Annotated in this window: 21 protein-coding genes; 15 read left to right on the plus strand and 6 right to left on the minus strand. The window is 62.3% G+C overall.

The window, feature by feature from the left end; all coding sequences use genetic code 11:
• Positions 1-59: 59 nt before the first annotated feature.
• The 7 genes from AC2YI2_RS21045 (at position 60) to AC2YI2_RS21075 (ending at position 8150) form a co-directional block, all read left to right on the plus strand.
• Complete coding sequence (locus tag AC2YI2_RS21045; protein ID WP_487388451.1) at positions 60-923, plus strand: ABC transporter permease; 864 nt, start codon at positions 60-62, stop codon at positions 921-923.
• Complete coding sequence (locus tag AC2YI2_RS21050) at positions 920-1804, plus strand: ABC transporter permease (RefSeq protein ID WP_487388452.1); 885 nt, start codon at positions 920-922, stop codon at positions 1802-1804. The genes AC2YI2_RS21045 and AC2YI2_RS21050 overlap by 4 nt, the downstream gene beginning before the upstream one ends.
• Positions 1805-1817: 13 nt before the next feature.
• Positions 1818-2927 (plus strand): ABC transporter ATP-binding protein, encoded by a 1110-nt coding sequence (locus AC2YI2_RS21055; RefSeq protein WP_487388453.1) that lies wholly within the window; start codon positions 1818-1820, stop codon positions 2925-2927.
• Between the two features lie 15 nt (positions 2928-2942).
• Positions 2943-3413 (plus strand): (2Fe-2S)-binding protein, encoded by a 471-nt coding sequence (locus tag AC2YI2_RS21060; protein ID WP_487388454.1) that lies wholly within the window; start codon positions 2943-2945, stop codon positions 3411-3413.
• A 13-nt stretch (positions 3414-3426) separates the two neighbouring features.
• The gene (locus AC2YI2_RS21065) at positions 3427-5811 is read left to right on the plus strand and encodes a xanthine dehydrogenase family protein molybdopterin-binding subunit (RefSeq protein WP_487388455.1); all 2385 of its coding nucleotides are present in this window, start codon (positions 3427-3429) and stop codon (positions 5809-5811) included.
• A 10-nt stretch (positions 5812-5821) separates the two neighbouring features.
• The gene (locus tag AC2YI2_RS21070; protein WP_487388456.1) at positions 5822-6625 is read left to right on the plus strand and encodes an FAD binding domain-containing protein; all 804 of its coding nucleotides are present in this window, start codon (positions 5822-5824) and stop codon (positions 6623-6625) included.
• Positions 6626-6695: 70 nt separating this feature from the next.
• Entirely contained in the window at positions 6696-8150 is a 1455-nt protein-coding gene (locus AC2YI2_RS21075; RefSeq protein WP_487388457.1) for an amidase, read from the plus strand.
• A gap of 16 nt (positions 8151-8166) precedes the next feature.
• Here AC2YI2_RS21075 and AC2YI2_RS21080 read toward each other — a convergent pair whose 3' ends face one another.
• Together AC2YI2_RS21080 and AC2YI2_RS21085 are read right to left on the minus strand one after the other, a co-directional pair.
• A complete protein-coding gene (locus tag AC2YI2_RS21080) occupies positions 8167-9066 on the minus strand; it encodes a LysR substrate-binding domain-containing protein (RefSeq protein WP_487388458.1) in 900 nt (299 codons plus the stop codon).
• A gap of 298 nt (positions 9067-9364) precedes the next feature.
• Entirely contained in the window at positions 9365-9988 is a 624-nt protein-coding gene (locus AC2YI2_RS21085; protein ID WP_487388650.1) for a TetR/AcrR family transcriptional regulator, read from the minus strand.
• A 125-nt stretch (positions 9989-10113) separates the two neighbouring features.
• Here AC2YI2_RS21085 and AC2YI2_RS21090 point away from each other — a divergent pair, with 125 nt between their 5' ends.
• The gene (locus AC2YI2_RS21090) at positions 10114-11424 is read left to right on the plus strand and encodes a D-arabinono-1,4-lactone oxidase (RefSeq protein WP_487388459.1); all 1311 of its coding nucleotides are present in this window, start codon (positions 10114-10116) and stop codon (positions 11422-11424) included.
• Entirely contained in the window at positions 11424-12590 is a 1167-nt protein-coding gene (locus AC2YI2_RS21095; RefSeq protein WP_487388460.1) for an alanine racemase, read from the plus strand. The genes AC2YI2_RS21090 and AC2YI2_RS21095 overlap by 1 nt, the downstream gene beginning before the upstream one ends.
• Before the next feature lie 136 nt (positions 12591-12726).
• Here the strand turns inward: AC2YI2_RS21095 and AC2YI2_RS21100 are convergent, their stop codons facing one another.
• Complete coding sequence (locus AC2YI2_RS21100) at positions 12727-13404, minus strand: TetR/AcrR family transcriptional regulator (protein WP_487388461.1); 678 nt, start codon at positions 13402-13404, stop codon at positions 12727-12729.
• Positions 13405-13585: 181 nt separating this feature from the next.
• Between AC2YI2_RS21100 and AC2YI2_RS21105 the strand changes: the two genes are divergently transcribed.
• From AC2YI2_RS21105 to AC2YI2_RS21130, 6 genes are all read left to right on the plus strand, one after another.
• A complete protein-coding gene (locus AC2YI2_RS21105; RefSeq protein ID WP_487388462.1) occupies positions 13586-15145 on the plus strand; it encodes a trimethylamine methyltransferase family protein in 1560 nt (519 codons plus the stop codon).
• A 176-nt stretch (positions 15146-15321) separates the two neighbouring features.
• Positions 15322-17742 carry a GcvT family protein gene (locus AC2YI2_RS21110; protein ID WP_487388463.1) on the plus strand — a complete coding sequence of 807 codons (2421 nt, stop codon included), beginning with the start codon at positions 15322-15324 and terminating at the stop codon, positions 17740-17742.
• Positions 17743-18048: 306 nt separating this feature from the next.
• On the plus strand, positions 18049-19302 hold the full coding sequence (locus AC2YI2_RS21115) for a sarcosine oxidase subunit beta family protein (RefSeq protein ID WP_487388464.1): 1254 nt from the start codon (positions 18049-18051) through the stop codon (positions 19300-19302).
• A 10-nt stretch (positions 19303-19312) separates the two neighbouring features.
• A complete protein-coding gene (locus AC2YI2_RS21120) occupies positions 19313-19582 on the plus strand; it encodes a sarcosine oxidase subunit delta (protein ID WP_487388465.1) in 270 nt (89 codons plus the stop codon).
• Positions 19583-19820: 238 nt separating this feature from the next.
• Complete coding sequence (locus AC2YI2_RS21125; protein ID WP_487388466.1) at positions 19821-22628, plus strand: 2Fe-2S iron-sulfur cluster-binding protein; 2808 nt, start codon at positions 19821-19823, stop codon at positions 22626-22628.
• The gene (locus AC2YI2_RS21130) at positions 22621-23115 is read left to right on the plus strand and encodes a hypothetical protein (protein WP_487388467.1); all 495 of its coding nucleotides are present in this window, start codon (positions 22621-22623) and stop codon (positions 23113-23115) included. The genes AC2YI2_RS21125 and AC2YI2_RS21130 overlap by 8 nt, the downstream gene beginning before the upstream one ends.
• A gap of 3 nt (positions 23116-23118) precedes the next feature.
• Here AC2YI2_RS21130 and AC2YI2_RS21135 read toward each other — a convergent pair whose 3' ends face one another.
• The 3 genes from AC2YI2_RS21135 to AC2YI2_RS21145 are packed head-to-tail and all read right to left on the minus strand — an operon-like array spanning position 23119 to position 25395.
• Complete coding sequence (locus tag AC2YI2_RS21135; RefSeq protein WP_487388468.1) at positions 23119-23568, minus strand: type II 3-dehydroquinate dehydratase; 450 nt, start codon at positions 23566-23568, stop codon at positions 23119-23121.
• Positions 23569-23572: 4 nt separating this feature from the next.
• Entirely contained in the window at positions 23573-24874 is a 1302-nt protein-coding gene (locus tag AC2YI2_RS21140) for a TRAP transporter large permease (protein WP_487388469.1), read from the minus strand.
• Positions 24871-25395, minus strand: coding sequence for a TRAP transporter small permease (locus AC2YI2_RS21145; RefSeq protein WP_487388470.1), 525 nt, complete (start codon positions 25393-25395; stop codon positions 24871-24873). Before AC2YI2_RS21145 ends, AC2YI2_RS21140 begins: the two co-directional genes overlap by 4 nt.
• Between the last annotated feature and the right edge of the window lie 54 nt (positions 25396-25449).

Raw genomic sequence — 25449 nt, forward strand, 5'->3', positions numbered from 1 at the left:
CGGATATCCCGCTTCAGGCGGGATATCCATTCAGGATGCAGAGAATTGCGGAGACTACGATGAAACTTGGCCGAAACCTCACGGGCTGGCTCAATGTCCTGCCCCTGCTTTTGGTGCTCATACCGTTTTTTCTCGTGCCGATCGCCGTGGTGCTTGCCGCGAGCTGCATGGAGACCGACGGGTTCGGCGGCTTGTTTCCGGTCTTCACGCTCGAGAACTACATCACCGTCTTCACCTCTTCGCTGACCTTCAACCTCTATTTCGAGACGATCAAGTTCACGCTGTTCACGCTGGTCTTCACCGCGATCATCGGCTTCTGGGTCGCCTATTTCCTCGTGTTCCATGTCAGGAACAAGCTCCTTGCCATGGGACTGTTCCTGATCTGCACCGTGCCGTTCTGGACGTCCAACATCATCCGCATGATTTCCTGGATCCCGCTGCTCGGCAAGGAAGGCCTGATCAATTCCGGGCTGATGGGTGCGCATCTGATCGGCGAGCCGCTCGAATTCCTGCTCTATTCGTCCTTCTCGGTCGTGGTCGCCTATGTCCACCAGCTGACGATCTTCATGATCGTGCCGATCTTCAATTCGATGGCGCGGATCGACAAGCGCGTGGTCGAGGCTGCCCTCGATGCAGGCGCCAGCCGGCTCGACATCATGCGCATGATCATCTTGCCCATGTCCAAGAGCGGCATCGCTCTCGGCGCCATCTTCGTTGTGTCGATCGTCATGGGTGACTTCTTCGTGGTGAAGGTCATGTCCGGCGGCGGCACGGCCTCGGTGGTCGGTGCCTTCTACGAGGATATCGGCGTGTTGCAATATCCGAGCGCCGCCGCCAGCGCCATCGTGCTCACGGTGCTGGTGATGATCATGGTCGCCCTCATCCTGCGCTTCGTGGACATTCGCAAGGAGATCATCCGATGAGCGATATCGCCGCCGCCCTGCCGATGCCCGCCATTTCCTCGGCCATCCGGCCCCGTGCCTCAGGCAGGCCATGGACCTTCTATGCGCTGGCCGGGTTCTTCTCGCTCTACGTCATCGGCCTCTATGGTCCGATGCTCTCGATCTACATCCTGTCGTTCCAGGACCTCAAGGGTGGCCTCGTCTTCCCGATGCGCGGTGTCTCGCTTTACTGGTTCGAGGAACTGTTCATGCAGTCCCGTGCCGGTGATGTCAGCGGTTCCTTTCAGCGGTCGATCATGCTGGCGGTGCTCGTCACCATCATCACGGTGATCTTTTCCTTCATGGCAGGGCTGGCCTTCCGGCGACGCTTCAAGGGCGACACGTTCGTCTTCTACCTGATGATCGGCAGCCTGGTAGCACCCGGCCTGGTACTCGGAATCGGCATTGGCCTGCTGTTCACATTCCTCGGCATGGAGGCCAGCTGGTACACTTCGGCGCTCGGCGCGCAGTTGTCCTGGACGCTGCCCTTCGGCGTGCTCGTGATGTTTGCTGTCATGTCTCGCTTCAACACCCAGTGGGACGAGGCCGCCCGCGATCTCGGCGCCACGCCACTGCAGACGGTGCGGCTTGTCCTGCTGCCGATCCTGATGCCCGGGATCATCGCGGTGGCGCTGTTCGGCTTCACGCTGTCCTACGACGAGTTTGCCCGCACGCTGCAGACCGCGGGTCCGCTCAACACGCTGCCGCTCGAGATCTGGAGCATGACGCTCAACGTCACCTCGCCGTCGCTCTATGCGCTCGGCACCGTGTCGACAGTCGTGTCCTTCCTGATCATCGGCGTGAGCCTGGGGTCAATCGCCTGGCTGCAGCGCCGCCGTGCCACGCCGGTTGGCGGACACTGACATGGAGAAGAGCATGAAGACCGGAAAAGGCGATATCGAGCTTGCGGGCATCGCCAAGAGCTATGACGGCCAGGTCTACGCCGTCGATGGTATCAATCTGAAGATATCGGACGGCGCCTACTGTTGCCTGCTCGGCCCGTCGGGCTGCGGCAAGAGCACGATCCTCAGGATGATTGCGGGCCATGAGGATCCGACGGTCGGCGAGATCCTGATCGGCGGCGAAAATGTCGTCGGCTTGGCGCCGGTCGAGCGGCGCACGGCGATGATGTTCCAGAGCTATGCGCTCTTTCCGCATTTGAACGTCCGTGACAATATCGCCTTTGCGCTGCGGGTGCGCGGTCTGAACAAGGCCGACCGCTATCGCAAGACCGATGCGATGATCGAAAAGGTTCGGCTCAGCGAGTTTGCGGACCGATTGCCGGCGCAGCTTTCGGGCGGCCAGCAGCAGCGCGTGGCGCTCGCCCGCGCCGCCATCACCGAGCCCCGCGTGCTGCTGCTCGACGAACCGCTCTCGGCGCTCGACGAGCATCTCCGCATCCGCATGCGGGCCGAACTGCGCCGCATGCAGCAGGACCTCGGCATCACCTTCATCCATGTCACGCATACCCAGCTCGAGGCGATCGCGCTTGCCGACCTGGTCGTCGTCATGGACAAAGGCCAGATCCGCCAGGCGGGACCGGCACGCGAGATATACGCAAGCCCGAAGGATCGCTACGTCGCCGAATTCCTCGGCGGTCAGAACGTGCTGTCCGGCAAGGTGGAATATGTCAACGGCCGGCGCGCGAAAATGTCGGGATCCATGTTCAGCGACGTCGTCATCCCCTTGAGCAACAGCAGGAAGATCGAGACCGGCCAGGCCCTCGACATCGCCGTTCGTCGAGACGATGTTGAGCTTTTGGCCGTGGGCGAGCCAGCAGGCCTGCCGCCGGATTCGACTTCGGTGCCGGGCACGATCCTCGGCATCGAATATCAAGGCAACTTCGTGAAAGTGATGATGGATGCGGCCGGCGAGGAAGAATTCGTCGCCTATGTGCCGGAGCGACGCTTCTTCGAGGACAGCATGAAGGTCGGCGACCGCGTCATGGCGGTGTGGCCGATCGAACGAACCCAGCTTTTGGCGTAACCGGAGAGCCACGACATGGAAATAGACTTCGTCCTCAACGACAAGCCGGTGAAGGTGGATGTCGATCCGTCCACGCTTCTGGTCGAGCTGATCCGTGAAACTCTCTCGCTCACCGGGACGCATGTGGGCTGCGACACCAGCCAGTGCGGCGCCTGTCTCGTCCATCTCGACGGCGAGTCGGTGAAGAGCTGCACACTGCTCGCCGTCTCGGTCGATGGCTCCAATGTGCGCACAGTGGAGGGTCTGTCCAGCAACGGCGCGCTCCATCCGATGCAGGCGGCTTTCCGCGAGAACCACGGCCTGCAATGCGGCTTCTGTACGCCCGGCATGCTGATGAGCTCCATCGATCTCGCCACCCGCAATCCCGATCCGAGCGAAGCCGAAATCCGTGAGTGGCTCGAAGGCAACATCTGTCGCTGCACGGGATACCAGAACATCGTCAAATCCGTGATCGCTGGCGCTGCCGCCATGCGCAACGCATCGTAGGGAAGGTTGCAAGATGGGAGACGTCATCGGTATCGGACGATCGCCGAAGCGCAAGGAAGACCTTCGCTTCGTCACCGGACGCGGCAATTATGTCGCCGACATCAAGCGGCCTGACATGGCGATGGGCGTGTTCGTGCGCTCGCCGCATGCGCATGCCAACATCCTTTCCATCGACATTTCGGCCGCCATGGCCTCGCCGGGCGTCAAGGCGGTCTACACCGGCGAGGATCTCAAGGCCGACAATGTCGGCGGCCTGCCGGTCGGCTGGGGTATTCGCGGCAAGGACGGCAATCCGATGAACGAGCCGCCGCATCCGCCGCTCGCGCAGGGCAAGGTGCGCTATGTCGGCGATGCCGTTGCCTTCGTCGTCGCTGCGACGCTGGAGCAGGCGGAAGCGGCATCAGAACTCGTCGCGGTGGATTATGAGGTTCTCACGCCAGTGGTGGGCGTGGTCGAGGCCTTGCAGCCCGGCGCGCCGCAGCTCTATGACGACGTACCGAACAACCTCTGCTGTGACTGGGATCTGGGCGACGCGGTCGCCGTCGATGCCGCCTTCACCCAGGCCGCGCATGTGACCAGCATCGAACTCGTCAACCAGCGTCTCGTCGGCAACCCGATGGAGCCGCGCGCGGCGATCGGCGAATATGATTTCGCCAACGGCCAGTACACGCTCTGGACCACCAGCCAGTTTCCGCATGTCGTGCGTCTCTTGATGGGCGAGATGGTGCTGCATATTCCGCAGCACAAGCTGCGCGTCGTTGCCCCCGATGTCGGCGGCGGTTTCGGTGTGAAGCAGTTCCACTATGCCGAAGAGGCGGTGGTCACCTGGGCCGCCGGCAAGCTCGGGGGTGCGGTCAAATGGGTGTGCTCGCGCTCGGAAGGCTTCATTTCCGATGCCCATGGCCGCGATCACGTCACCGAGGCCGAACTGGCGCTCGATGCCGACGGCAAGTTCCTGGCGATGCGCGTGCATACCTATGCCAATATGGGCGGCTATCTCTCGACCTTCGGCCCCAACATTCCGACAAACCTCTACGCGCCGCTGCTCTCCGGCGTCTATGTGATCCCGTCGATCTATTGCGAGGTGAAGGTGGTGTTCACCAACACCGTGCCGGTCGATGCCTATCGCGGCGCCGGCCGGCCGGAAGCGACCTTCGTCGTCGAGCGTCTGGTCGATACGGCCGCGCTCGAAATGGGGATCGACAAGATCGAGATCCGCAAGCGCAACATCATCCCGGCCGAGGCCTATCCCTATCAGACGCCTGTGCTTGTGCAGTATGACAGCGGCGATCCGCGAGCCTGCCTCGACAAGGCCGAGGTGCTGGCCGATGTCGCCGGCTTCGAGCAGCGCCGCAGCGAAGCCGCTTCGCGCGGCAAGTATCGCGGCCTCGGTATCTCGACCTATGTCGAGGCCTGCGGTCTGGCGCCGTCGCGAATGGCTGGCCAGCTCGGCGCGCGTGGCGGCCTCTATGAGAGCGCAACGGTGCGCGTCCATCCATCCGGCGCCATCACCGTGCTGATCGGCACTCATAACCATGGCCAGGGGCACGAGACGACCTTCGCCCAGATCGTGTCCGAACGCCTCGGCGTGCCGTTCGAGAATATAGACATCGTCTTCGGCGACACCGACAAGGTGCAGTTCGGCATGGGCACCTACGGCTCGCGCTCGCTGGTGGTCGGCGGATCGGCGCTCAACAAGGCGAGCGACAAGGTCATCCTCAAGGGCCGCAAGATCGCCGCCCACCAGTTCGAGGCCGCGCTAGAGGACGTCATCTTCGAGGCCGGCGAATTTTCGGTTGCCGGTACCGACAGGAAGAAGAGCTTCGTGGAGATCGCCGGTGCAGCCTATGTGCCGTTCGATTTCCCGCTCGAGACGCTTGAGCCGGGGCTGGAGGAGCAGGCTTACTATGACCCCGTGAACTTCACCTATCCCGGTGGGGCCCATTTCTGCGAGGTCGAGATCGATCCTGATACCGGAATCGTCACGCTCGAACGCTATACGGCTGTCGACGATGTCGGCACGATCATCAATCCGATGATCGTCGAGGGCCAGTTGCAGGGCGGCATCGTCCAGGGTATCGGACAGGCGCTGTTTGAACACGGCGTCTACGACGAGGCGGGCCAGCTGCTGTCCGGCTCCTTCATGGACTATTGCATGCCGCGGGCCGACAACCTGCCCAATCTGGTGATCGAACCCCATTCCACCACCTGCGCCCACACGCCGATGGGCGTGAAGGGCTGCGGCGAATGCGGCACGATCGGCTCGCCCGCCGCCGTCATCAGCGCGGTGGTCGACGCGTTGCGCCCGCTTGGCGTGGCCCATGTCGATATGCCGGCGACACCGAGCCGGATCTGGAACGTGATCCGCAACTCCCGTGCCCGCATGGCTGCCGAATAGGAGAAGACCGATGAGACCATTCGACTATCAGCGGCCGGAGAGCGTCGCGGCAGCCGTTGCCATGCTGGGTGCATCCGACGGTGCCCGACCGCTCGCCGGCGGAATGACCCTGCTGCCGACGATGAAGCAGCGGCTGGCCACGCCTGAGGCAATCATTGATCTCGGCGCCATTGCCTCGCTCAAGGGCATTTCCCGCGAAGGTGAGACGCTGGTCATCGGCGCCATGACCCGGCATGCCGACGTCGCCAGTTCGGACATCGTGAAATCGGCGATACCCGGCCTCGCGCTCTTGGCCTCGCGGATCGGAGACCAACAGGTGCGCCATCGCGGCACGATCGGCGGCTCGATTGCCAATTGCGATCCCGCGGCGGATTATCCCGCCGCGATCCTCGCGCTTGCCGCCGACATCGTCACCGATCGCCGCAGCATCGCGGCGGACGACTTCTTCCTCGGCATGTTCGAGACTGCGCTCGAACCGGGCGAGATCATCACCGGATTCCGCATTCCGGTGCCGAGGGCTGCCGCCTATTGCAAGTTTCCCAATCCAGCCTCGCGTTATGCGCTGGCCGGTGTCTTCGTCGCCCGGACTGGCAGCGGTGTGCGAGTGGCGGTAACCGGCGTCGGGCCATCGGTCTTTCGTGTCGCGGATGCGGAGGCGGCCTTGGACGGCGATTTCAGTCCAGGCGTCCTCGAACGGATTTCCATCGATGCCACTGACCTGATGTCGGATCTTCACGGCGACCGGGAGTACCGCGCCAATCTGGTGATGGTGATGGCCCGCCGCGCGGTCACCCTCGCCCTCGAACTGGTCTGATCGCGCCAGAAATCGCGCCAGACATGATGCGGGCGCCCGCCGCTCGCATGCCGGCATTCAAGGAGTGACAATGAACAAGGCCCCGGAAATGGCTGGTGCGGTATCCGCGCCGGGAGAGCTCGCGCGTCTTTCGGCGACCGAAATGCTGGACGGATACCGAAGCCGGCGCTTCGACCCTGTCGAGGTGATGGAGGACACGATCGCCACGCTCAAACGCGTCGATGGCGTCTGCAACGTCATGGTGACCGATCTCTTCGACACGGCACGGGCCGCTGCGGAGAAGGCCGCGAAAGCCTATCGCAGCGGCGACGGCGTCGGGCCGATGGAGGGCATTCCGGTCACCATCAAGGATCTCGTCTTCGTCGCCGGTGCGCCCGCCAAGGGCGGCGCGCCGTCCTATGTCGACTTCGTTCCGCAGGTCGATGGCGAAGTCGTTCGGCGTCTGAAGGCGGCCGGCGCCATCCCCACCTGCAAGACCACGACTTGTGAATCCGGCTACAAGCTGACGGCAGACAGCCCGGTAAGCGGCATCACCCGCAACCCCTGGCATCCCGGTCGGACCAGCGGCGGTTCGAGTGGCGGCGCGGCCGCGGCGGTCGCAGCCGGCGCCGGTCCGATCGCGATCGGCACCGATGGCGTCGGTTCGATCCGGGTGCCCGCATCCTTCTGCGGCGTGTTCGGTCTGAAGCCGACATTCGGTCTGGTATCGCGCGCGCCGGGCTTCTTTCCGCCATCCTGGGGTTCGCTGGCCCATACAGGTCCGATCACCCGCACCGTGGCCGACGCTGCGCTAACGCTGAAGACCATCGCCGGCTACGACAATCGCGATGCCGCCTCGCTCAACCTGGCGCTGCCAGACTACGGCAAGAGCGCTGTTGCCGGCCCGCTCCGCTTTGCCGTGTCCCCGGATCTGGGCTACGCCGCAGTCGACGCGGAAGTCGCGCGCGCGTTTGCCGACGCGGCCGGCGCCCTGGTGGCGATCGGCGGGCAGACGATCGACGCGGCCATTGCGCTCGATCCTGAGGTTCTCGCGCGGGTGCTGAAGCCCATCGCCTTCACGGAACAGGCATCCTCCGTGGGCACGCGGGCCGACAGCGCATTCGCGCAATCGGATGCCGAGTTCCGCGCGGTGATCGACCAGGGCCGCAGCTTCAGCGGCACGGATTACATGGCAGCCACCCATCTGCGCTCGAAGCTGCGCGGCCAGTTCGTCGAGCTGTTCGAACAGGTGGATCTGCTGCTGACCCCGACGGTCGCCGTTACCGCCTTTGCGGCCGGAACGCTGGGTGTGGACAGCGTTGCGGGTCGCAGCATCGATCCGCATCTCGGCTGGTCGCCATTCACTTGGCCCATCAACCTGACGGGCCTGCCCGCCGCGACCGTACCCTGTGGTTTCGATTCGTCCGGCCTCCCCATCGGCCTGCAAATCGTTGGACCTTGGGGCAGGGAAGACTTGGTGCTGGGGGCCGCGGCCATGCTGGAACGTGCAAGGCCCTGGTCAGGCGCGAGGCCGGCGCTGTCCTAGTCGGGCGGCGTTGAGGTCACTTGCCCGCGGCTATCTCCGCCGGCTGGCCGACCTGGCGATCGAGGCCAAGGTAATGCGCAAGATATTCATGCAGCGCGTTGGCCGCCGGGGATTTCGTCCCCGGTGCTTTGTACAGGAGCAGATCGACCTTCGGCAGCGGTGGAAAATCCGGGCCGGTGCCGATTTCGCGCATGCCCGGCACGCGGGCACTGCGGCCGAGAACGGTCACCGCCATGCCTGAAAAAACAGCAGCCTGCAGCCCGCTAACACTCTCGCTGACGCAGGCGATGCGCCAGGAATGCTGCACAGATTCCAGCGCGTCGATGGCATGATCGCGATAGATGTTGCCGGGCGGCAGCAGTGCAAGTGGAAGCGGCGTCTCGTCGTGAGCCTGCGAATGATCGCCGGTCAGCCAGACAAGTTGTTCCTGCATCACCACCTGCCCGCCTGAAAAATTGTTCATGCGGGTGACAAGCGCCACATCGACGTCGCCCCGGTGCACGGATTGCACCAGAGGTGTGGAGAGGGAACACTGCAGCTGGACCTGGACCCGCGGGAAAGCGCGCCTGAAGAGTGCCAAGATTGATGGCAGGAGGAAGGAAGCATAAAGATCCGGCGTGCCGAGAATGACCTGGCCCTCGATATCCGGCGACGCGAGCCGCGACATCAGCTCGTCATGCAGCCTCAGGATCGATTTGGCATAGGAAAGCACCAGCGTGCCGTCTGGTGTCAGCACCATGCGTCGGCCATCGTTGCGGAACAGGTTGAAGCCGCAGATCTCATCGAGGCGCTGCAATTGCAGAGTGATTGCTGGCTGCGTCCTGCCCAGGCGCCGGGCCGTTTCGGTGATATTGCCGGTTTCGGCGACACTTAGCAGTGATCGCAGCATCTTGATATCGAGGTTGTGGAGGTTCATTAAAGCGATGTCCGGCCACATGGTCGTGCTTGCGATGATAAGCAAGAACTGTTCCAGGTGACGGTAGCACACGACGGCGTCGAAAATTGTTACCTTTGCGGGAACGACGGGATTCATGATGTAGATGGCAGCTGTTCTGCAGTTGGTGTCAGGTTAACTCGATCAAGCAAGTTTTCGGCAGCCGGTTCTCTCAGGCCGCTGTCGCACAGACCGCCTCCCAATGTGCCATCGTTCGTGAGCGTGAAGTTCGAGGTCGGTTACAGAACCATCGTCGACCGCTGAAGAAATGTCACTGCGATCAAGGCAGTCCGATCTGGTGGATATAACCGTGAATCAGATGTCGATAGCCACTGATGAACATAGCGCCTTCTTCCTCGCTCTCATGTAAAGCCAGACGAACGGTCGCGCTGGCGAGTTGAAAGAGCAGGTAGACGGTGCGAGGGTATTCCTCTCGGTGACGTTGGGGCAGGAAGGCCAGTGTCTTCTGGCTGAACTGGTTGGCCTGCCGGCGGGTTTCCTCGAGGTCGAGATCCTGCAGCGCCTTGTCTGCGCGGACTGCGTCGAGGAGATCCTGCACGGCGGGATCGCTTCGAACGCGATCATAGTAGCCGCCGATGATCATTTCCGCAGCTCTGCCAATGCCCGAGGCATCCTCGACGCCACACAGAGCCGAGTCGATGATCGCACGGGTTCCCTCGGAATAGCGTTCATAAAGCGTCGCGATGACCGCGGTTCTGTTTGGGAAGTAGTGGTAGACGCTCGCGAGCGGCATGCCGCTCGCCTTGGCAATGTCGCGCATGGCCAGGGCTGCACTGCCCTTCTCACCGATCAGGGTCATGGCCGCTGACAGAATATCGTCGACGCGGTCTCTGCTGCGCTCCTGGCGGGGCTGCCGGCGCAGTGTTTCCCGACGGTTCGTAATGGCGGATTCCTCTTTTCAAGTTGACAAACTGGGGGCGCAAACCGCAATAATTTTAAGCTGACATTGTATCAGCTTTCTGTGGGTGATGGCAAGTAAGCAAGCCTGTGCATTAATGGGGACCGACAATGAATGATGCTGCAGGAAGCCCGGTTCGGCCCGCCTCTTCGTCGTGGCGCAACTGGTCCGGTAGCGTCGAAGCCAAACCTGTGGCAATCCTTCGGCCGGGGTCGGAAGACGATGTCAAGGCTGCCGTCCTGTCGGCGCGGGGACCCTTGCGGCTCATCGGTTCGGGCCACTCCTTCACGCCGCTTGTGGCGACGTCGGGAACGATCCTCGACCTGTCGGCTCTGTCCGGATTGCGCAGTCACGATGACGAGGCCATCACGGCAACGATCGGGGCCGGCACCAAACTCAGTGAACTGACTGGATTGCTTGCCGGGATCGGCCAGGCGCTGCCCAATATGGGAGATATCGACAAACAGTCGGTTGCCGGTGCGCTCGGAACTGCGACGCATGGTTCCGGGCTTGGGCTGGGCGCTTATCACACGCTCATCAGGAGCATGCGTCTGGTCGATGGTCGCGGCATTTGCCACGACTATTCGGTTGAGCGTGAGCAGGAAATGATATGCGCGACAGGCGTTACACTCGGCATTTTCGGAGCGTTGACAGAGGTTACGTTCCAGAACGTCCCGGCCTACCGCCTGCGTCGCAAGCGCACGGTTGTGCCGATTGGCGAGGTGCTTGCGAGCTTCGAAGGGCTCATGGCAGCACATCGGTCGGCAGAAGTCTTCGTCGTTCCCTTCGCCAGTCACGCATTGTTCCAGACACTGGCCATGACGGACGCAGCCGGCCATTTCCAGGTTACGTCTGAGGACGAGGATGGTCTGGCCACGCTGAAAACGCTGAGAACCTTGCTCAAGTGGTTTCCCTGGATAAGGCGCAAGCTGATCGGCAGCGCCATGGCCAAGCTCTCCGACGAGGAGTTCGTCGGGGAATGGATGAAGGTCTATGTCACCGACCGGCGGACTAAGTTCAACGAGATGGAGTATCACCTCCCCTTCGAGGAAGGCGCCGGCGCATTGGCGGAGATCATCGAACTGATCGAAAAGCGCTTCCCTGAGGTCTATTTTCCGATCGAGGTGCGAAGTGTGAAGGGCGACGACTTCTGGCTCAGTCCCTTTTATCGACGCGATACCTGCTCGATCGCGGTTCATCATGGCGCCGGTGAAAATCCGGCGGCCTTCTTCCTCGCCGCGGAAGCCGTGTTTCGCAGGCGCGGCGGGCGGCCGCACTGGGGCAAGATGCATAATTTGACGGCGCAAGATCTCGCCGCTGTCTATCCGCGCTTCAAGGACGCCATGGAGATCCGGCGGGAACTCGATCCCGACAATCGCTTCGTATCGCCCTATATTGCGACGCTTCTCGGGCTTGAATGATGCGCGACACTGGCTATTTCCAGATGCTTTCCGAAGCACTTGTGGAGGCGGGGCTGCTTCGTCCGGTTCTCGTTCTCGATCGCGACAGGTTCGATGCCAATGTCGCAGCAGTGGCACGTGGGCTCGCGCCCGGTCTTGCGCTTCGGCTCGTCGACAAGTCGCTGCCGTCGCTTCCCTTGCTGGCCCGTGTTCTTGCAAGCACCGGAACAACCCGGATCATGAGCTTCCATCTGCCGACGACGTCCGCCGTCCTGGCGGCCTTTCCCGCCATCGACATCCTGTATGGAAAGCCGCTTCCTGTCGGAGCGCTGGCGGCGCGGATGCGGCTCGCCTCTCCTGACGCGTTCACAGATCTGGTTCGACGCAGCGTGTTCCTGATCGATAGTCTGGAGCGTCTTGACCAATATGCTGCCCTGGCCCGCGCCGCGGGGCAAACAATCAGAATCGCGTTCGAGGTGGATACCGGCATGCATCGCGGCGGATTCGCGACGCCTGCAGCGCTCGCCGCTGCCTGCGCCCGCGCGGTCGGACAGACGGGCCTCGCCATTGAGGGTCTCGTCGGATACGACGCGCATATTCCGGAGGTTCCGCGTCTGTTCGGCGGCTCCGCCGAAGCGGGGAGGGTTGCTTCGCGCGTCGGGGCATTCGCGTCGGTGCTTCCGGATGGTGCGCGCAAAATCGTCAATACCGGCGGCAGCAAGACGGCCCTTGTCTATCGCGATGGCGGCGCAGCCAATGAAGTGTCTGTCGGCTCGGCCTTCGTCAAACCCACGGATTTCGACGTCGATTCCCTCAACGCCCTGCAGCCGGCCATCTTCATTGCCACGCCTGTGCTGAAAGTGCAGGAGGTGCGCTTGCCCGGACCGCGCTTTCTCACGAGCCTGATGCAGGTGACCGGCCTTTTTCCGCGAAAGGGCTGTTTCCTCTATGGGGGTAAGTGGATGGCGAAACCCATCTTCCCGCCGGGCATGCGGGAAAACAGGATCTGGGGACTTTCGTCCAACCAGCAGATGATGGCACTGCCCGCAGCGAGTGCCCTGAGACCCGATGAGTTCGCCTTTTTCCGCCCTACACAGAGTGAGGCGGTATTGCAGCAATTCGACGGAATCCACGTCTTGTCCAAGGGAAAGATTACCGAAGCCTGGCCTGCCCTACCTCCAGGCTGAGGATTGCCTTACGGTTTTGCGATGATACGAGGCGTCGCAACCGATCGGAGCCGGCCTGTCATCAACACTGACGTTTCTCAAGTGGCGTTGCTGCACGGATTGCACACCGCGCAGCTTTCAGTCTTTGACGGAGTGACTATGGCGTTGCTTTATGGCTGGCCGCGAATTTTTCGAAGGCTTCGACGTCCTCGGTCCTGGGCTCTACCCCGGTGAAGCCGCGCAGATAGGTGCGCAGGTAGGACAGTCGCACGGCCGGCGCTTCCTGCACTTCCAGCGTATAGTGCCCGATCTGCGTGAAATAGAGGATGCGGGCGCGGATGAAGGCGTCCTCGTCGGCATAGCCATAGCGCTTGAACATCTTCGACAGCGCGTCGACGCGCTGGTCGTCGGCCTGCTCGACGATGGAACGGACCTTTGGATCGTGGCGGCCCCAGAGCCTGACGGCGATATCGAGATTGGGATCGAAGAGTTTCGGGTCGACCCAGCATTCGAACACATTGCAGATAGCGCGGGTAATCGAGCCGGCGGGCCGCATGGCGCGCTCGATGATCGGGCCGGTGTTACGCGTCAGCCAATGGGAGAGCAGTTGGTCCTGCAGGTCCTGGATGCTCTCGAAAAACCAGTAGAAGCTCGAGCGCGAAACGCCGAGCTTCTTCGCCATGACCTGGACCTTGACCTGGTCGATGCCCTCGTTGATCAGCGCATCGATGGCAAGATTCAGCCAGTCGAGCTTGGTTGATTTTCCGCCGGCGAGACTTTCGTCGAGGGCGATCCTCGCCTCTTTGGCCAAAGTCGGCGTTCCAGATTCTGCCATATTCGGTCTTGCTGCTTCAATTGTATGTTTCAGGACACTACTGTCCTTCATTCTGCAGATATTTGCAAGGTTCAGGTCTCTTTGTAGCGTGGGAATGCCGTGAATATGGCACGCTTTCGAACAAAATCGTTCTAGACATATTTGTACAGAGATTGTAGGTTTCATTTGTCTTGAGAGGGAGATGGTCATGGACGACAGCGCTCGACTGGCGAGAAGAGACAGAAGACGAGGTCGGGATGGCTCCGGGACCGCACCCCTTGTCGACCGCCGCCCGAACTACAACCAGCTCAAGAACACCTTCACGCCGCAGAAGGTGGTGTCGGACGACGAGATCTCTGCCATCCATGAGACGGCGCTCAAGGTTCTCGAAAATCTTGGCATCAAGGTCTTGCTGCCGGAAGCACGCAACTATTATGCGGCGGCCGGCGCCCTGGTCGATGAAGCGACCCAGATGGTCCGCATCGGGCGGGAGATAGTCGAGCACGCGCTTGCCTCGGCACCGAGGAGGATCGAGGTGAAATCCGGCGCCCCCGAGCGCGATCAGGTCTTCGAACTCGGCGCCATGATGTTCCTTGCCGGCAGCGGCGCGCCCAATGTCACCGACATCGATCGCGGCCGGCGCGCTGGAACCTTGAAGGATTTCGAGGACCTGACGAAGATCGTCCAGAGTTATGATGTCCTACATGCCCAGGGGCCCTATGTGGAGGCCCAGGATGTCGACGTTCGCTATCGGCATTATGCCGTTGCCCGGGTGCAGCTTACGAAATCCGACAAATTTCCCTTCGTTTATGCGCGCGGCAAGGGGCAGACGGAACAATCCTTCGAAATGATGAAGCTGGCGCGCGGCGTCGACGACGCGACGTTCAGGGCCAATCCGCATTGCTACACTGTCATCAACACCAATTCGCCGCGGCAGCTCGACATTCCCATGGCAAGGGGGATCATCGATTTCGCGCGCCACGGCCAGCTCTCGATCATCACGCCGTTCTGCCTGGCGGGTGCCATGGCCCCGATCACGGTCGCGGGTGCGCTTACGCTGCAGCACGCCGAGGCCCTTGCCGGCATCACGCTGGCGCAGATCGTCAACAAGGGCGCACCGGTGCTCTATGGCAGCTTCTCCTCCAATGTCGACATGAAATCCGGCGCGCCAGCCTTCGGCACGCCCGAACATGTCAAGGCAACGCTGGGCGCCGGACAATTGGCGCGCCATATCGGCCTGCCGTGGCGTTCGGGGGCTGGCTCGGCTGCGAATATTAACGACAGCCAGGCGGCCCACGAGACGCAGTTCGCACTTTGGGGCTCGGTGCTTGCTGGCGCGACAATCTGCATACATGCGGCCGGCTGGATGGAGGGCGGGCTTTCCGTGTCCTACGAAAAGGTCATCACCGACCTTGAGGCGCTGCAGACCTTTGCCGAGCTCTTCATCCCGACCTCCGGAAGCGACGCCGAAATCGGCTATGACGCGATCGCCGACGTTCAGCCGGGCGGGCATTTCTTCTCGACGCAGCACACGATGGACCGCTATCGCACCGCTTTCTATCAGCCGATCGTCGCGGACCTTTCCAACTTCGGCAACTGGTCGGAAAACGGCGCGAAGGACGCGACGCGCCGGGCAAACGATATCTGGAAGCGGGTGCTGGCAGACTACAAGCCGATCGCACGCGCCGAAGAGATCGACGCGGCGCTGGAGGACTATATCGCGCGTGGGACTGCAGCCGGCGGCGCCGAACCCGAGAGCTGACGACATCACCGCCCGGTGGAATGAGCCTGAGCCAGTTGCGTCATTTTCCTTCGCCTTCGCGACGCAAGCCGACGGTCGTTTTTCCGCAATGAGCGCGTATTGAATCTTGGCGATTTGCGCTGGCGTAAATCGAAATATGTCTATACATTATCCGCAGCGGGATGCAGGGGAGTCGAATGAAGTCGCATTACAAAGTCGTGGTCATCGGTGGCGGCGTGGTCGGCACCGCCATTCTCTACCATCTCGCCAAATATGGCTGGTCGGACACGCTGCTGATCGAGCGCAACGTGCTCACCTCGGGCTCGTCATGGCATGCCGCCGGCGGCTTCCACGCGCTCAATTCCAACCCGAACGTTGCGACGCTGCACGCCTACACGATCGACCTTCTCTCCGAAGTCGAGAAGGAATCCGGCGTCAACATCTCCAAGCACACGACTGGCGGCATTTCCTATGCCTGCAATCCCGACCGCTGGGATGCACTCAAGGCCTCGCTCCGCGTCTTCCAGTCGACCGGCATCGATGACGTCCGCATGATCGGCGTCGAGGAAATCCTCGAAAAATTTCCCTTCATCAAGCCCGACGGCATCATCGGCGGCATGTTCGCCGAGAATGAAGGCCATATCGATCCGTCCGCCGTCGTGCATTCCTATGCCAAGGCCGCGCGCATGCGTGGCGCCTCGATCGTCGAAAAGAACCGCGTGACCGAACTCAACCAGAAGCCCGACGGCTCCTGGGATGTCGTCACCGAACAGGGCACCGTCAATGCCGAGCATGTCATCAATGCCGGCGGCCTCTGGGCCAAGCAGGTCGGCCGCATGGCGGGCCTCGAACTGCCGGTCTCGCCGCTCGAGCACATGTATCTGGTGACCGAAGCCATTCCGGAGATCCAGGAATTCAAGGGTCCCGAACTGCCGACCATGGTCGACCTCGACGGCTTCTCCTATCTCCGCCAGGAGCAGAAGGGCATCCTGCTCGGCATCTACGAACTCGACCACCGCCACTGGAACATGGACGGCGCACCCTGGGATTACGGTTTCGACCTGATCCAGGAAGACCCCGAGCGCATCGAGCACGAACTGACGCTCAGCTACGAGCGCTACCCGATCCTTGAGACCGCCGGCATCAAGCGCTGGGTCAACGGCGCCTTCACCTTCACGCCCGATGGGAACCCGCTGGTTGGCCCGGTCCGCGGCGTCACGAACTACTGGGTCGCCTGCGGCGTGATGGCCGGCTTCATGCAGGGCGGCGGCGTCGGCAAGGCCCTGGCCGAATGGATGATCTTCGGCGAACCGCAGGACGACATCTACGGCATGGACATTGCCCGCTACGGCAAGCATGCCTCCAACCGCCAGTATATCAAGGAAACGACCGGCCAGTTCTATTCCCGCCGCTTCGTGATGACCTATCCGAACCAGCAGCTTCCTGCCGGCCGTCCACTCAAGGTCTCGCCGTCCTACGACCAGATGACCGAGGCCGGCGCCCGCTGGGGCAATTCCTGGGGCCTCGAAGTGCCGCTCTATTTCGCGCCGTCGAAGGATTACGAGGAAAACCACACGCTGCGCCGTTCCACCGCTTTCGACATCGTCGGCAAGGAAGTGCTGCACACCCGCGAGAATGCCGGCCTCATCGATATCTCCGGCTATTCGCGCTACGAAGTTTCCGGCCCGAATGCCGAGCGCTGGCTCGACCACGTCTTCGCCTGCAAATTGCCCAAAGCGGGCCGCTCGGTCCTCGCACCGATGCTAGCGCCCAATGGCAAGCTCAAGGGCGACCTCACGATCTTCAACTGGGGCGACGGCACCTGGTGGATCATGGGCTCCTACTACCTGCGCGAATGGCATATGCGCTGGTACGAACAGTTCCTCGAGGCCGGCGTCACCGTTCGCGACCTGTCGGACGATTGGGTCGGCTTCTCGCTTTGCGGCCCGAAGTCCCGCGAGGTGCTGCAGCGCGCGACCGAGGATGATGTCTCCAACAACGGCCTGAAATTCCTTGGCTGCAAGACCGTCGATATCGGCCTTGCCACCGCCAAGGTCGGCCGCATGTCGGTGACGGGCGAGATGGGCTTCGAGATCAACATCCCGGCCGCCTACCACCGCACCGTCCGCGAGACGCTGCTCAAGGTCGGTGCCGAGATCGGTCTCAAGGAAGTCGGCTTCGGTGCCTCGCTCTCGATGCGCCTCGAAAAGAGCTACGGCATCTGGAACCGCGAGTTCACGCAGGGCTATACGCCGCAGGAAACGCTATTTGACCGCTTCATCGACTTCTCCAAGCCCGACTTTGTCGGCAAGCAGGCGGCCGTCGCAGAGAAGGAAACCCAGTCCGCCAAGCGCAAGCTGGTGACGCTGGTGGTCGATGCCACCGACGCCGACGCCTCCGGCTACGAGCCGATCTGGAAGGACGGCAAGCTGATCGGCTATGTCACGTCGGGCGGCTACGGCTACACGATCGGCAAGTCGATCGCGCTGGCGCTCGTCGAGAAGGAATATGCGGTGCCGGGCCTGGAGCTGACGACGCATATCGTCGGCGATGAGAAGACGTGCCGGATCATTGAGGATTCGCCGTATGACCCGATGGGTAAGGTGATGCGGGGTTGATTGGGCTACGGTCGCGCTTTCGAGTGCTGCTTTTCACCCCTCACCAAGCGCGACCAGCATTCGACTACGTCTCATGTGGTCTTGCTATCCTCTCCCACAGGGGGAGAGGTAGGGGTGCCACAAACGCCGTCCTTCGTTTGTGGTAGGGCGGTGCCACAAGTCTACCTCTCCCCTTGTGGGAGAGGATACGCAGGCCGCGAGAGGCGTTAGTCGATCGCTTGGCCGAAGTTGGTGAGGGGTGAAACACACCTCGGTTTGATTTACGAAGGGGAAGACTTCAATGAGAGCAAGCGCGAGGCCAACCGTATGACCCGCCACTATTCCGCTCTCTCCCTGATCAAGGAAGGCTTCGCCAACCAGAAAGGCTGGCAGCCCGCCTGGCGCTCGCCCGAGCCGAAATCGAGCTATGACGCCATCATCATCGGCGGCGGCGGCCATGGTCTGGCGACGGCCTATTACCTCGCCAAATATCACGGCATCACCAATGTCGCGGTCATCGAAAAGGGCTGGCTCGGCGGCGGCAATACGGGCCGCAACACCACCACCATCCGTTCCAACTATTTCTACGCGGAAAGTGCCGCGCTCTACGAATATTCGATGAAGCTCTATGAGGGCCTTTCCAAGGAACTGAACTACAACATCATGTTCTCGCAGCACGGCGTGCTGACCATGGTCCATTCCAAGGGCGAGATGGAAATCGCCGCCCGTCTGGTCAATGCCATGCAGATCAACGGCACCGACGCCGAGATCCTCAGCGTCTCCGAAATCAAGAAGATGCTGCCGCTCTATGATCTGTCGCCCAATGCGCGCTTCCAGGTCTGGGGCGGTGTCTGGCAGGGCCGCGCCGGCTCGGCGCGCCATGATGCCATCGCCTGGGGTTATGCCCGCGGTGCTGACCGGTTCGGCGTCGACATCATCCAGAATTGCGAGGTCACCGACTTCATCATCGAGGGCGGCCGCTGCCGTGGCGTGATGACATCGAGGGGACCGATCCGCTCCGAACATGTCGGCCTCGCCGTCGCCGGCCATACCTCGCAGATGGCGGCAAAGGCCGGTTTCCGGCTGCCGATCATTTCCTACACGCTGCAGGCCTGCGTTTCCGAGCCGGTCAAGCCGGCGCTTGCCTGCACGGTTCTCGCGCCCGCCACCGGCACCTATGTCAACCAGTCGGCCAAGGGCGAGTTCGTCATCGGCGGCGGTATCGACCGCACCCCGTCCTATGCCCAGCGCGGCAACCTGCCCCAGCTCGAAACCGTGCTCTCGGGCCTGCTCGAAATGTTCCCGTCGCTCGGCCAGCTCAAGCTGATGCGGCAATGGGGCGGCGTCTGCGACGTGACGCCGGACTCGTCGCCGATCTTCGGTGAGTGCCCGCTTCCCGGTCTCTATCTCAGCTGCGGCTGGGGCACCGGCGGCTTCAAGGCCATTCCGGCGGGAGGGGTCATGCTGGCCCACCTGCTGGCGACCGGCAAGCATCATGAACTGTCAAAGCCCTTCGGCCTCGATCGCTTCCAGACCGGACGCCTGATCGATGAAGCCGCCGGCTCCGGCATCCCGCACTGAAGGACGAGAGATGCAAGTTTTCCCCTGCCCGTTCTGCGGCCCGCGTCCCGAGACGGAATTCCACTTCGCCGGCGACCTCGGCAACCTTCGCCCCGAAGGCTTCATGGAGGTCGGCACCGAGACCTGGTCTGGCTATCTGTTCCTGCACAACAATCCCAAAGGCGAATCCAAGGAAATCTGGAAGCACCTCACCTGCATGGAAGTCTTCACCATGACCCGTGATACCGTGACCCATGCCGTCGCTTCATCGACCGCGCTGCTGCCGGAAGGGAGCGTGTGATGGGACTGGCTAGTTTACCCCTCACCAAGCGCGTCCATGCATTCGACTTCGTCTCACGCGGACTTGCTATCTTCTCCCACAAGGGGCGAGGTAACAGCCGCGGCACCGCCTTGCCTCAAGCAGGGGCCGAAGGCGTGGCACCCTACCTCTCCCCTTGTGGGAGAGGATACGAAGGCCGGGTGAGTGAAACGAACCCTTGGCCGAAGTTGGTGAGGGGTAGGATTTCGGGAGCCGCCGCATGACCGCTTACCGTCTCCCCGAAGGTGGCGCGATCGACCGCAACCGCCTGCTGACCTTCACCTTCGACGGCAAGGCGTATCGGGGCTTTGCCGGCGACACGCTCGCCTCGGCGCTGCTTGCCAATGACGTCAAGCTCATCGGCCGCAGCTTCAAATATCACCGCCCGCGCGGCATCTGGGGCCATGGCTCCGAGGAGCCGAATGCGCTGGTCGATGTCAGCAGCGATCGTGGCCCGTCGGTCAACAGCCGTGCCACGGTGGTCGAGTTGGTCGATGGTCTCGATGCCAAAAGCGTCAACAGCAGCCCTGACGCGCTTGCCGACAAGTTCGCCTATCTCGACCGCTTCTCGCGTTTCATCCCGGCGGCCTTCTACTACAAGACCTTCATGTTTCCGAACTGGCACCTGTTCGAAAAGCGTATCCGCGCGATGGCCGGCCTCGGATCGGTTTCGACGAGTTGGAAGAAGACCGGCCTCGCCGCACAGGTCAACGCCCATTGCGATGCGCTGGTCGTCGGCGGTGGTCCCGCCGGCATCAAGGCAGCCCTGGCTGCCGGACGCGAGAGCAAGAAGACCATTCTTGTCGACGAGCGCTGGACGCTCGGTGGCGCGCTGCTGCATCGCGATCTTGGCGTCACGATCGACGGCCAGCCGGCCGCACAGTGGCTCGCAGCCGCAATCGCTGAACTCGATACGCTTGGCGTGACGGTGCTCTCCGGCACGACTGCCTTTGGTATTTACGATCACAACATGGTCGGCCTGAACCAGCGCCACCGCGACGGGCGGCTCGACACGCTCTGGCGGGCCCGCCCGAAGGAGATTGTGCTGGCCACCGGCGCGATCGAGAGGCCCCTGCCCTTCGCCAACAACGACCTACCCGGCGTGATGTCCGCCGATGCCGCGCTCGCCTATCTCAGGCTCCATGGCGTTGTGGTCGGACGCGAGATCGTCATCGCTGCGAACAATTCCTCCGCCCTTGAAGTCGCTGAGGCGCTTGCCGCTGCCGGCGCGAAGGTGCATCTTGTCGACAGCCGTGCTTCCTCGGCGGCAAGCTCACATCCAAATGTGACCATCACGTCCGGCCGACGCGTCGTCGAGGCGGTCGGCCGCCATGCCGTGACCGCTGTGGTCCTCGATGACGGCACGCGCATCGCCTGCGATGCCCTGCTCGCCTCCGGCGGCTGGACACCGACCATCCATCTCTACGGTCAGGCCAAGGGCAAGCTGAGATGGGATGACGCCAGCCAGGCGTTCGTGCCGGGCACCGATCTGCCGGGCGTGACAATGGTTGGCGCCGCAGCCGGCGACTTCACACTGGACGGATCGGCCTATTCGATCTCTCCGCACTGGCCGGAACCCGGCCAGAAGGGCCGAGTCTGGATCGACTTCCAGAACGACGTTACCGCCAAGGACGTCGAACTCGCCGCCCGCGAGAATTTCCAGTCGGTCGAACATCTCAAGCGCTACACCACGCTCGGCATGGCGACCGACCAGGGCAAGACGTCGAACCTCAATGGCCTGGCCCTGATGGCGACGCTGACCGGCCGCACCATCCCGGAGGTCGGCACCACGACCTACCGCCCGCCCTTCACGCCGGTGCCGATCGCGAGCTTCGCCGGCCGCCGTTCGGGTATCCTGTTCAATCCCATCCGGCGGCTGCCGCTCGAAACCGTGCACCGCGACGACGGCGCGACCTTCCAGGAATATGGCGGCTGGCTGCGTCCGGCCTTCTACGGCAAGGGCGATGTCGACACGGAAATGGCGCGAGAAGCACTCGAAGCCCGCCAGTCGGTGGCGCTGTTCGACGGCTCGACGCTCGGCAAGATCGAGGTGATCGGGCCGCAGGCGGCCGAATTCCTCGACTTCATCTTCTACAACACCGTCTCGACGCTGAAGCCCGGCAAGTGCCGCTACTGCTTCATCCTCACCGAGAGCGGCATCGTCTATGACGACGGTGTGCTGGTGCGGCTGGCGGATGACCATTTCGTCGTCTCCTGCTCGTCCTCGCATGTCGCCGGTGTGCACGCGATCCTCGAGGACTGGCGGCAGGATCGCTTCGACCGCACAAAGGTCTTCGTCCACAACGCCACCTTGAACTACGCGACGATGACCGTCACCGGCCCACGTTCGCGCGATCTGATGGCGGCTGCGCGGCTCGGGATCGATCTCGCCGACGAGGCGTTGCCGCATATGTCGCTGACCCATGGCGAATTCCGTGGCGATCCGATCCGCGTCGCCCGCGTCAGTTTCACCGGCGACCGATCCTATGAAATCTCGATTCGATCAGATAAGGCCGAACCCCTCTGGCGCCATCTCCGCGCCACCGGCCGCGATTTCGATGCCTCTCTGCTCGGTTCCGAAGCCTTGCTGCTACTCCGCGCCGAGAAGGGCTACATCATCTGCGGCAAGGATACCGACGGCCTGACGCGCCCGGCAGATCTCGGACTCGACGGACCGCTCAAGAACAAGAAGGTCGAGTTCCTCGGCCGTCGCTCGCTTGTCATGGACGAGGCGCGCAAGGTGGACCGCACCCAGTTCGTCGGCCTCGAAGTGGCCGATGGCGGTCCGATGCTGGTCGCCGGCGCTCATGGTGTCGAAGGAAGCGGCAAGGCGCATCGCTCGATCGGTTATGTCACTTCGAGTTACATGAGCCCCAACCTCAAGCGTCCGATCGCGCTCGGTCTTATCGAGCGTGGCATGAGCAGGCATGGCGAAGTCATCGATATCAGGCATTTCGGCGAGATCCGGAAGGCACGTATCGTCCAGCCCTGTGCCTTCGATCGGGAAGGAGCCCGCCTCAATGCTTGACCTCGCTCAAACCTGGCTGCGGATCCCGAATTGGCGGGAGGTCGCCGAAGTCTCACCGGGGCTAAACCTTACGACCATCGAGGGTCTCCGCCAATATCTGGTATCGGGCAACCTCGCGCCTTTCGGCCAGGGCATCGGTGCTTTCGGCGTAGCCTCGAGCGACCGGGCAACCCTGCGCGTTGCCCGCGACCGCATTCTCGCCATCGATCCCGATCCAGCCCTCGTCACGGCAGGCTGGCATGCCGATGGTTTCGCGATGACCGACGTTTCGGCGATGTATCATGTGTTCGAATTCTCGGGCTCCGGACTCGACGATCTGATCGGCGAAGCGGTATTGATCGATCCGAACAATGGCGGCCCCAGCGCCTCCACCATGTTTGCGGGCTTGCCGGCATTCGTCTATTGGCAGGGCGAGGGTCGTCTGCGCGTTCACATCGAGCGGCCCCATGCGACTAACATATTCAGTTGGTTGCAGAGCCGGAACTGATCTCTATCGCATGCCGCGACCCACAAGGTCGCGAACGGCCCCGACCGCCGTCCGATAGCCCTCCGCGCCAAGCCCGGCCATGACGGCCGTTGCCGTCATCGAGACCAGCGACTTGTGATAGATCGCCTCGCGCCGATGGACGTTGGAAATGTGGAACTCGATGATCGGGCCAGGAAACATCTTGAGCGCGTCGAGGATGGCAATCGATGTGAAAGTCCAGCCGGCGGGGTTGATGATGATGGCTGCCGCATCGTCGATCGCCTCGTGAATCCAGTCGATCATCCGCTCTTCGCTGTTGGTCTGGCGGAATTCGACAACCCAGTCGCCGGCAGCGTCGCGGCAGATCGCCTCTACCTCTGATAGCGTCGTCTTGCCGTAGATTTCCGGCTCGCGCTTGCCGAGGCGATTGAGGTTCGGCCCATTGAGGACATAAAGCGGCTTCAAATCGGTCATTGCTTTACCCCTGATAGCCCAGCAGGCGGGGCAGGAAGAGCACCGTCTCCGGCACGAAGGTGATGATGAAGAGGCACACCACCATCCAGAAGATGAAGGGTGCCGCGTCGCGGATGATGTCCTTCACCGGCGCGCCGGAAATGTTGGTCATGATGAAAAGCAGCAGGCCATAGGGCGGCGTCACCAGGCCGAGCATGATGTTGACGACGACCACCACGCCGAAATGCACCATGTCGATGCCGAGCGCCTGCGCTGTCGGAATGAAGACCGGCACGATGATCAGCAGGATGGCGGTACCTTCGAGGATGCAGCCCAGGATCAGCAGAATGACATTGACGAGGATGAGGAAGGTCGTCGGCGTCATCTCCCAGCCGGTCAGCAGCACGCGGATACTGTCAGGGATGTTCTCGACGGTCACGACGTAATTGAACACCAGCGAGCCGGCGATCAGCATGCCGATCGAGGCCGAGGTCTTGGCGCTGACGAGGAGCGAGCCATAAAAGTCCCGGAAGCTGATCGAGCGATAGAGCACCACCGAAATCATCAACGCGTAGGCAGCGGCCAGCGCCGCAGCTTCGGTCGGTGTCGTCACTCCGGTATAAATACAGCCGAGCAAGAGAACCGGCATCATCAGCGAGGGAAATGCCCTCCAGGTAATGCGCGGAATGTCGCGGAGCGGCACCGCCTCTTCAACCGGAAAGTTCTTCCGCCGCGCGGTGATCGCCACCTGCATCATCTGCAGGGCAGCCATCAGCAGGCCTGGCACCATGCCGCCGAGAAAGAGGTAGCCGATTGATGCATCGGAGACCAGCGCATAAAGAACCATCGGAATGGATGGCGGGATGATCGGGCCGATCACCGAGGTCACGGCCGTCAGCGCCGCGGCAAAACTCGGCGTGTAGCGGCCGTTCCGGGTCATCATGCTCTGCATCATCCGGCCCGAGCCCGCGGCATCGGCGATAGCCGAACCGGACATGCCCGCGAAGATGATGCTTTGGACGACATTGACCTGGGCCAGTCCACCGCGGAAACGACCGACCAGCACGTTGCAGAATGTCAGCAGCCGCTCGGTCATCGAGCCGATATTCATGAACTCGGCGGCGAGGATGAAGAGCGGCACGGCGAGGATGATGTAGTTGGTATACATCCCGTTCAGCAACTGTTCCGCCACCGTGCCCATGTCGGCACCGGTGAGGAACAGGTAGAGGACCGATCCGCAGATCATCGACAGCCCGATCGGCATGCCGATCAGCGCAAGGAACGTCATCAGAATGATGGCGATCGAGAAGGGGCTTGCGAGGTTCATACGCCGGAGCCCGCCTTGGTCGGATCATAGGCCTCCGGCGCCTTTCCTGATATCGCCTGGATGCCGAGCCAGAGGTAGCGGACGATCATCGCAAGGGCGAAGACGACATAGATGGAATAGAGCCAGTCGAAACGGATCTTGAGATAGGCGGTCTTCTCGACCTTCATGAACATCACATAGTCGATCACGGCAGGCAGCGAGAGAGCGAATGTCGCGATCAGCGCCGCGGCCATGACCAGCACCATCACCCGCCGCGCCTTGTCGCCGGCGCCGGCCCAGAACAGGTCAAAGCGGATCTCCTCGCTCTCGCGCACGACGAAGGCGGCTCCGAAGAGCACGATCCAGATCCACAGCGCCACGCTGATCTCGTTGGTCCAGCCGATCGGCCATTTGAGCACGTAGCGGAAGAAGATCTGCAGCATGAAGGCGGCGAACATCAGCAAGAGCAGGAACGCGAGGACATTCTCCGCCCGCCGCCGCAGCCACTCGCCTTGGGCCGCGTATTTCGTAAGCCAGTGCATCTGATGTCGTCCCATTCCAGATTTGCGAATGCGGCATCCGCCGATGCCGCATTC

The sequence above is a fragment of the Rhizobium sp. SRI_017 genome, assembly GCF_057586295.1.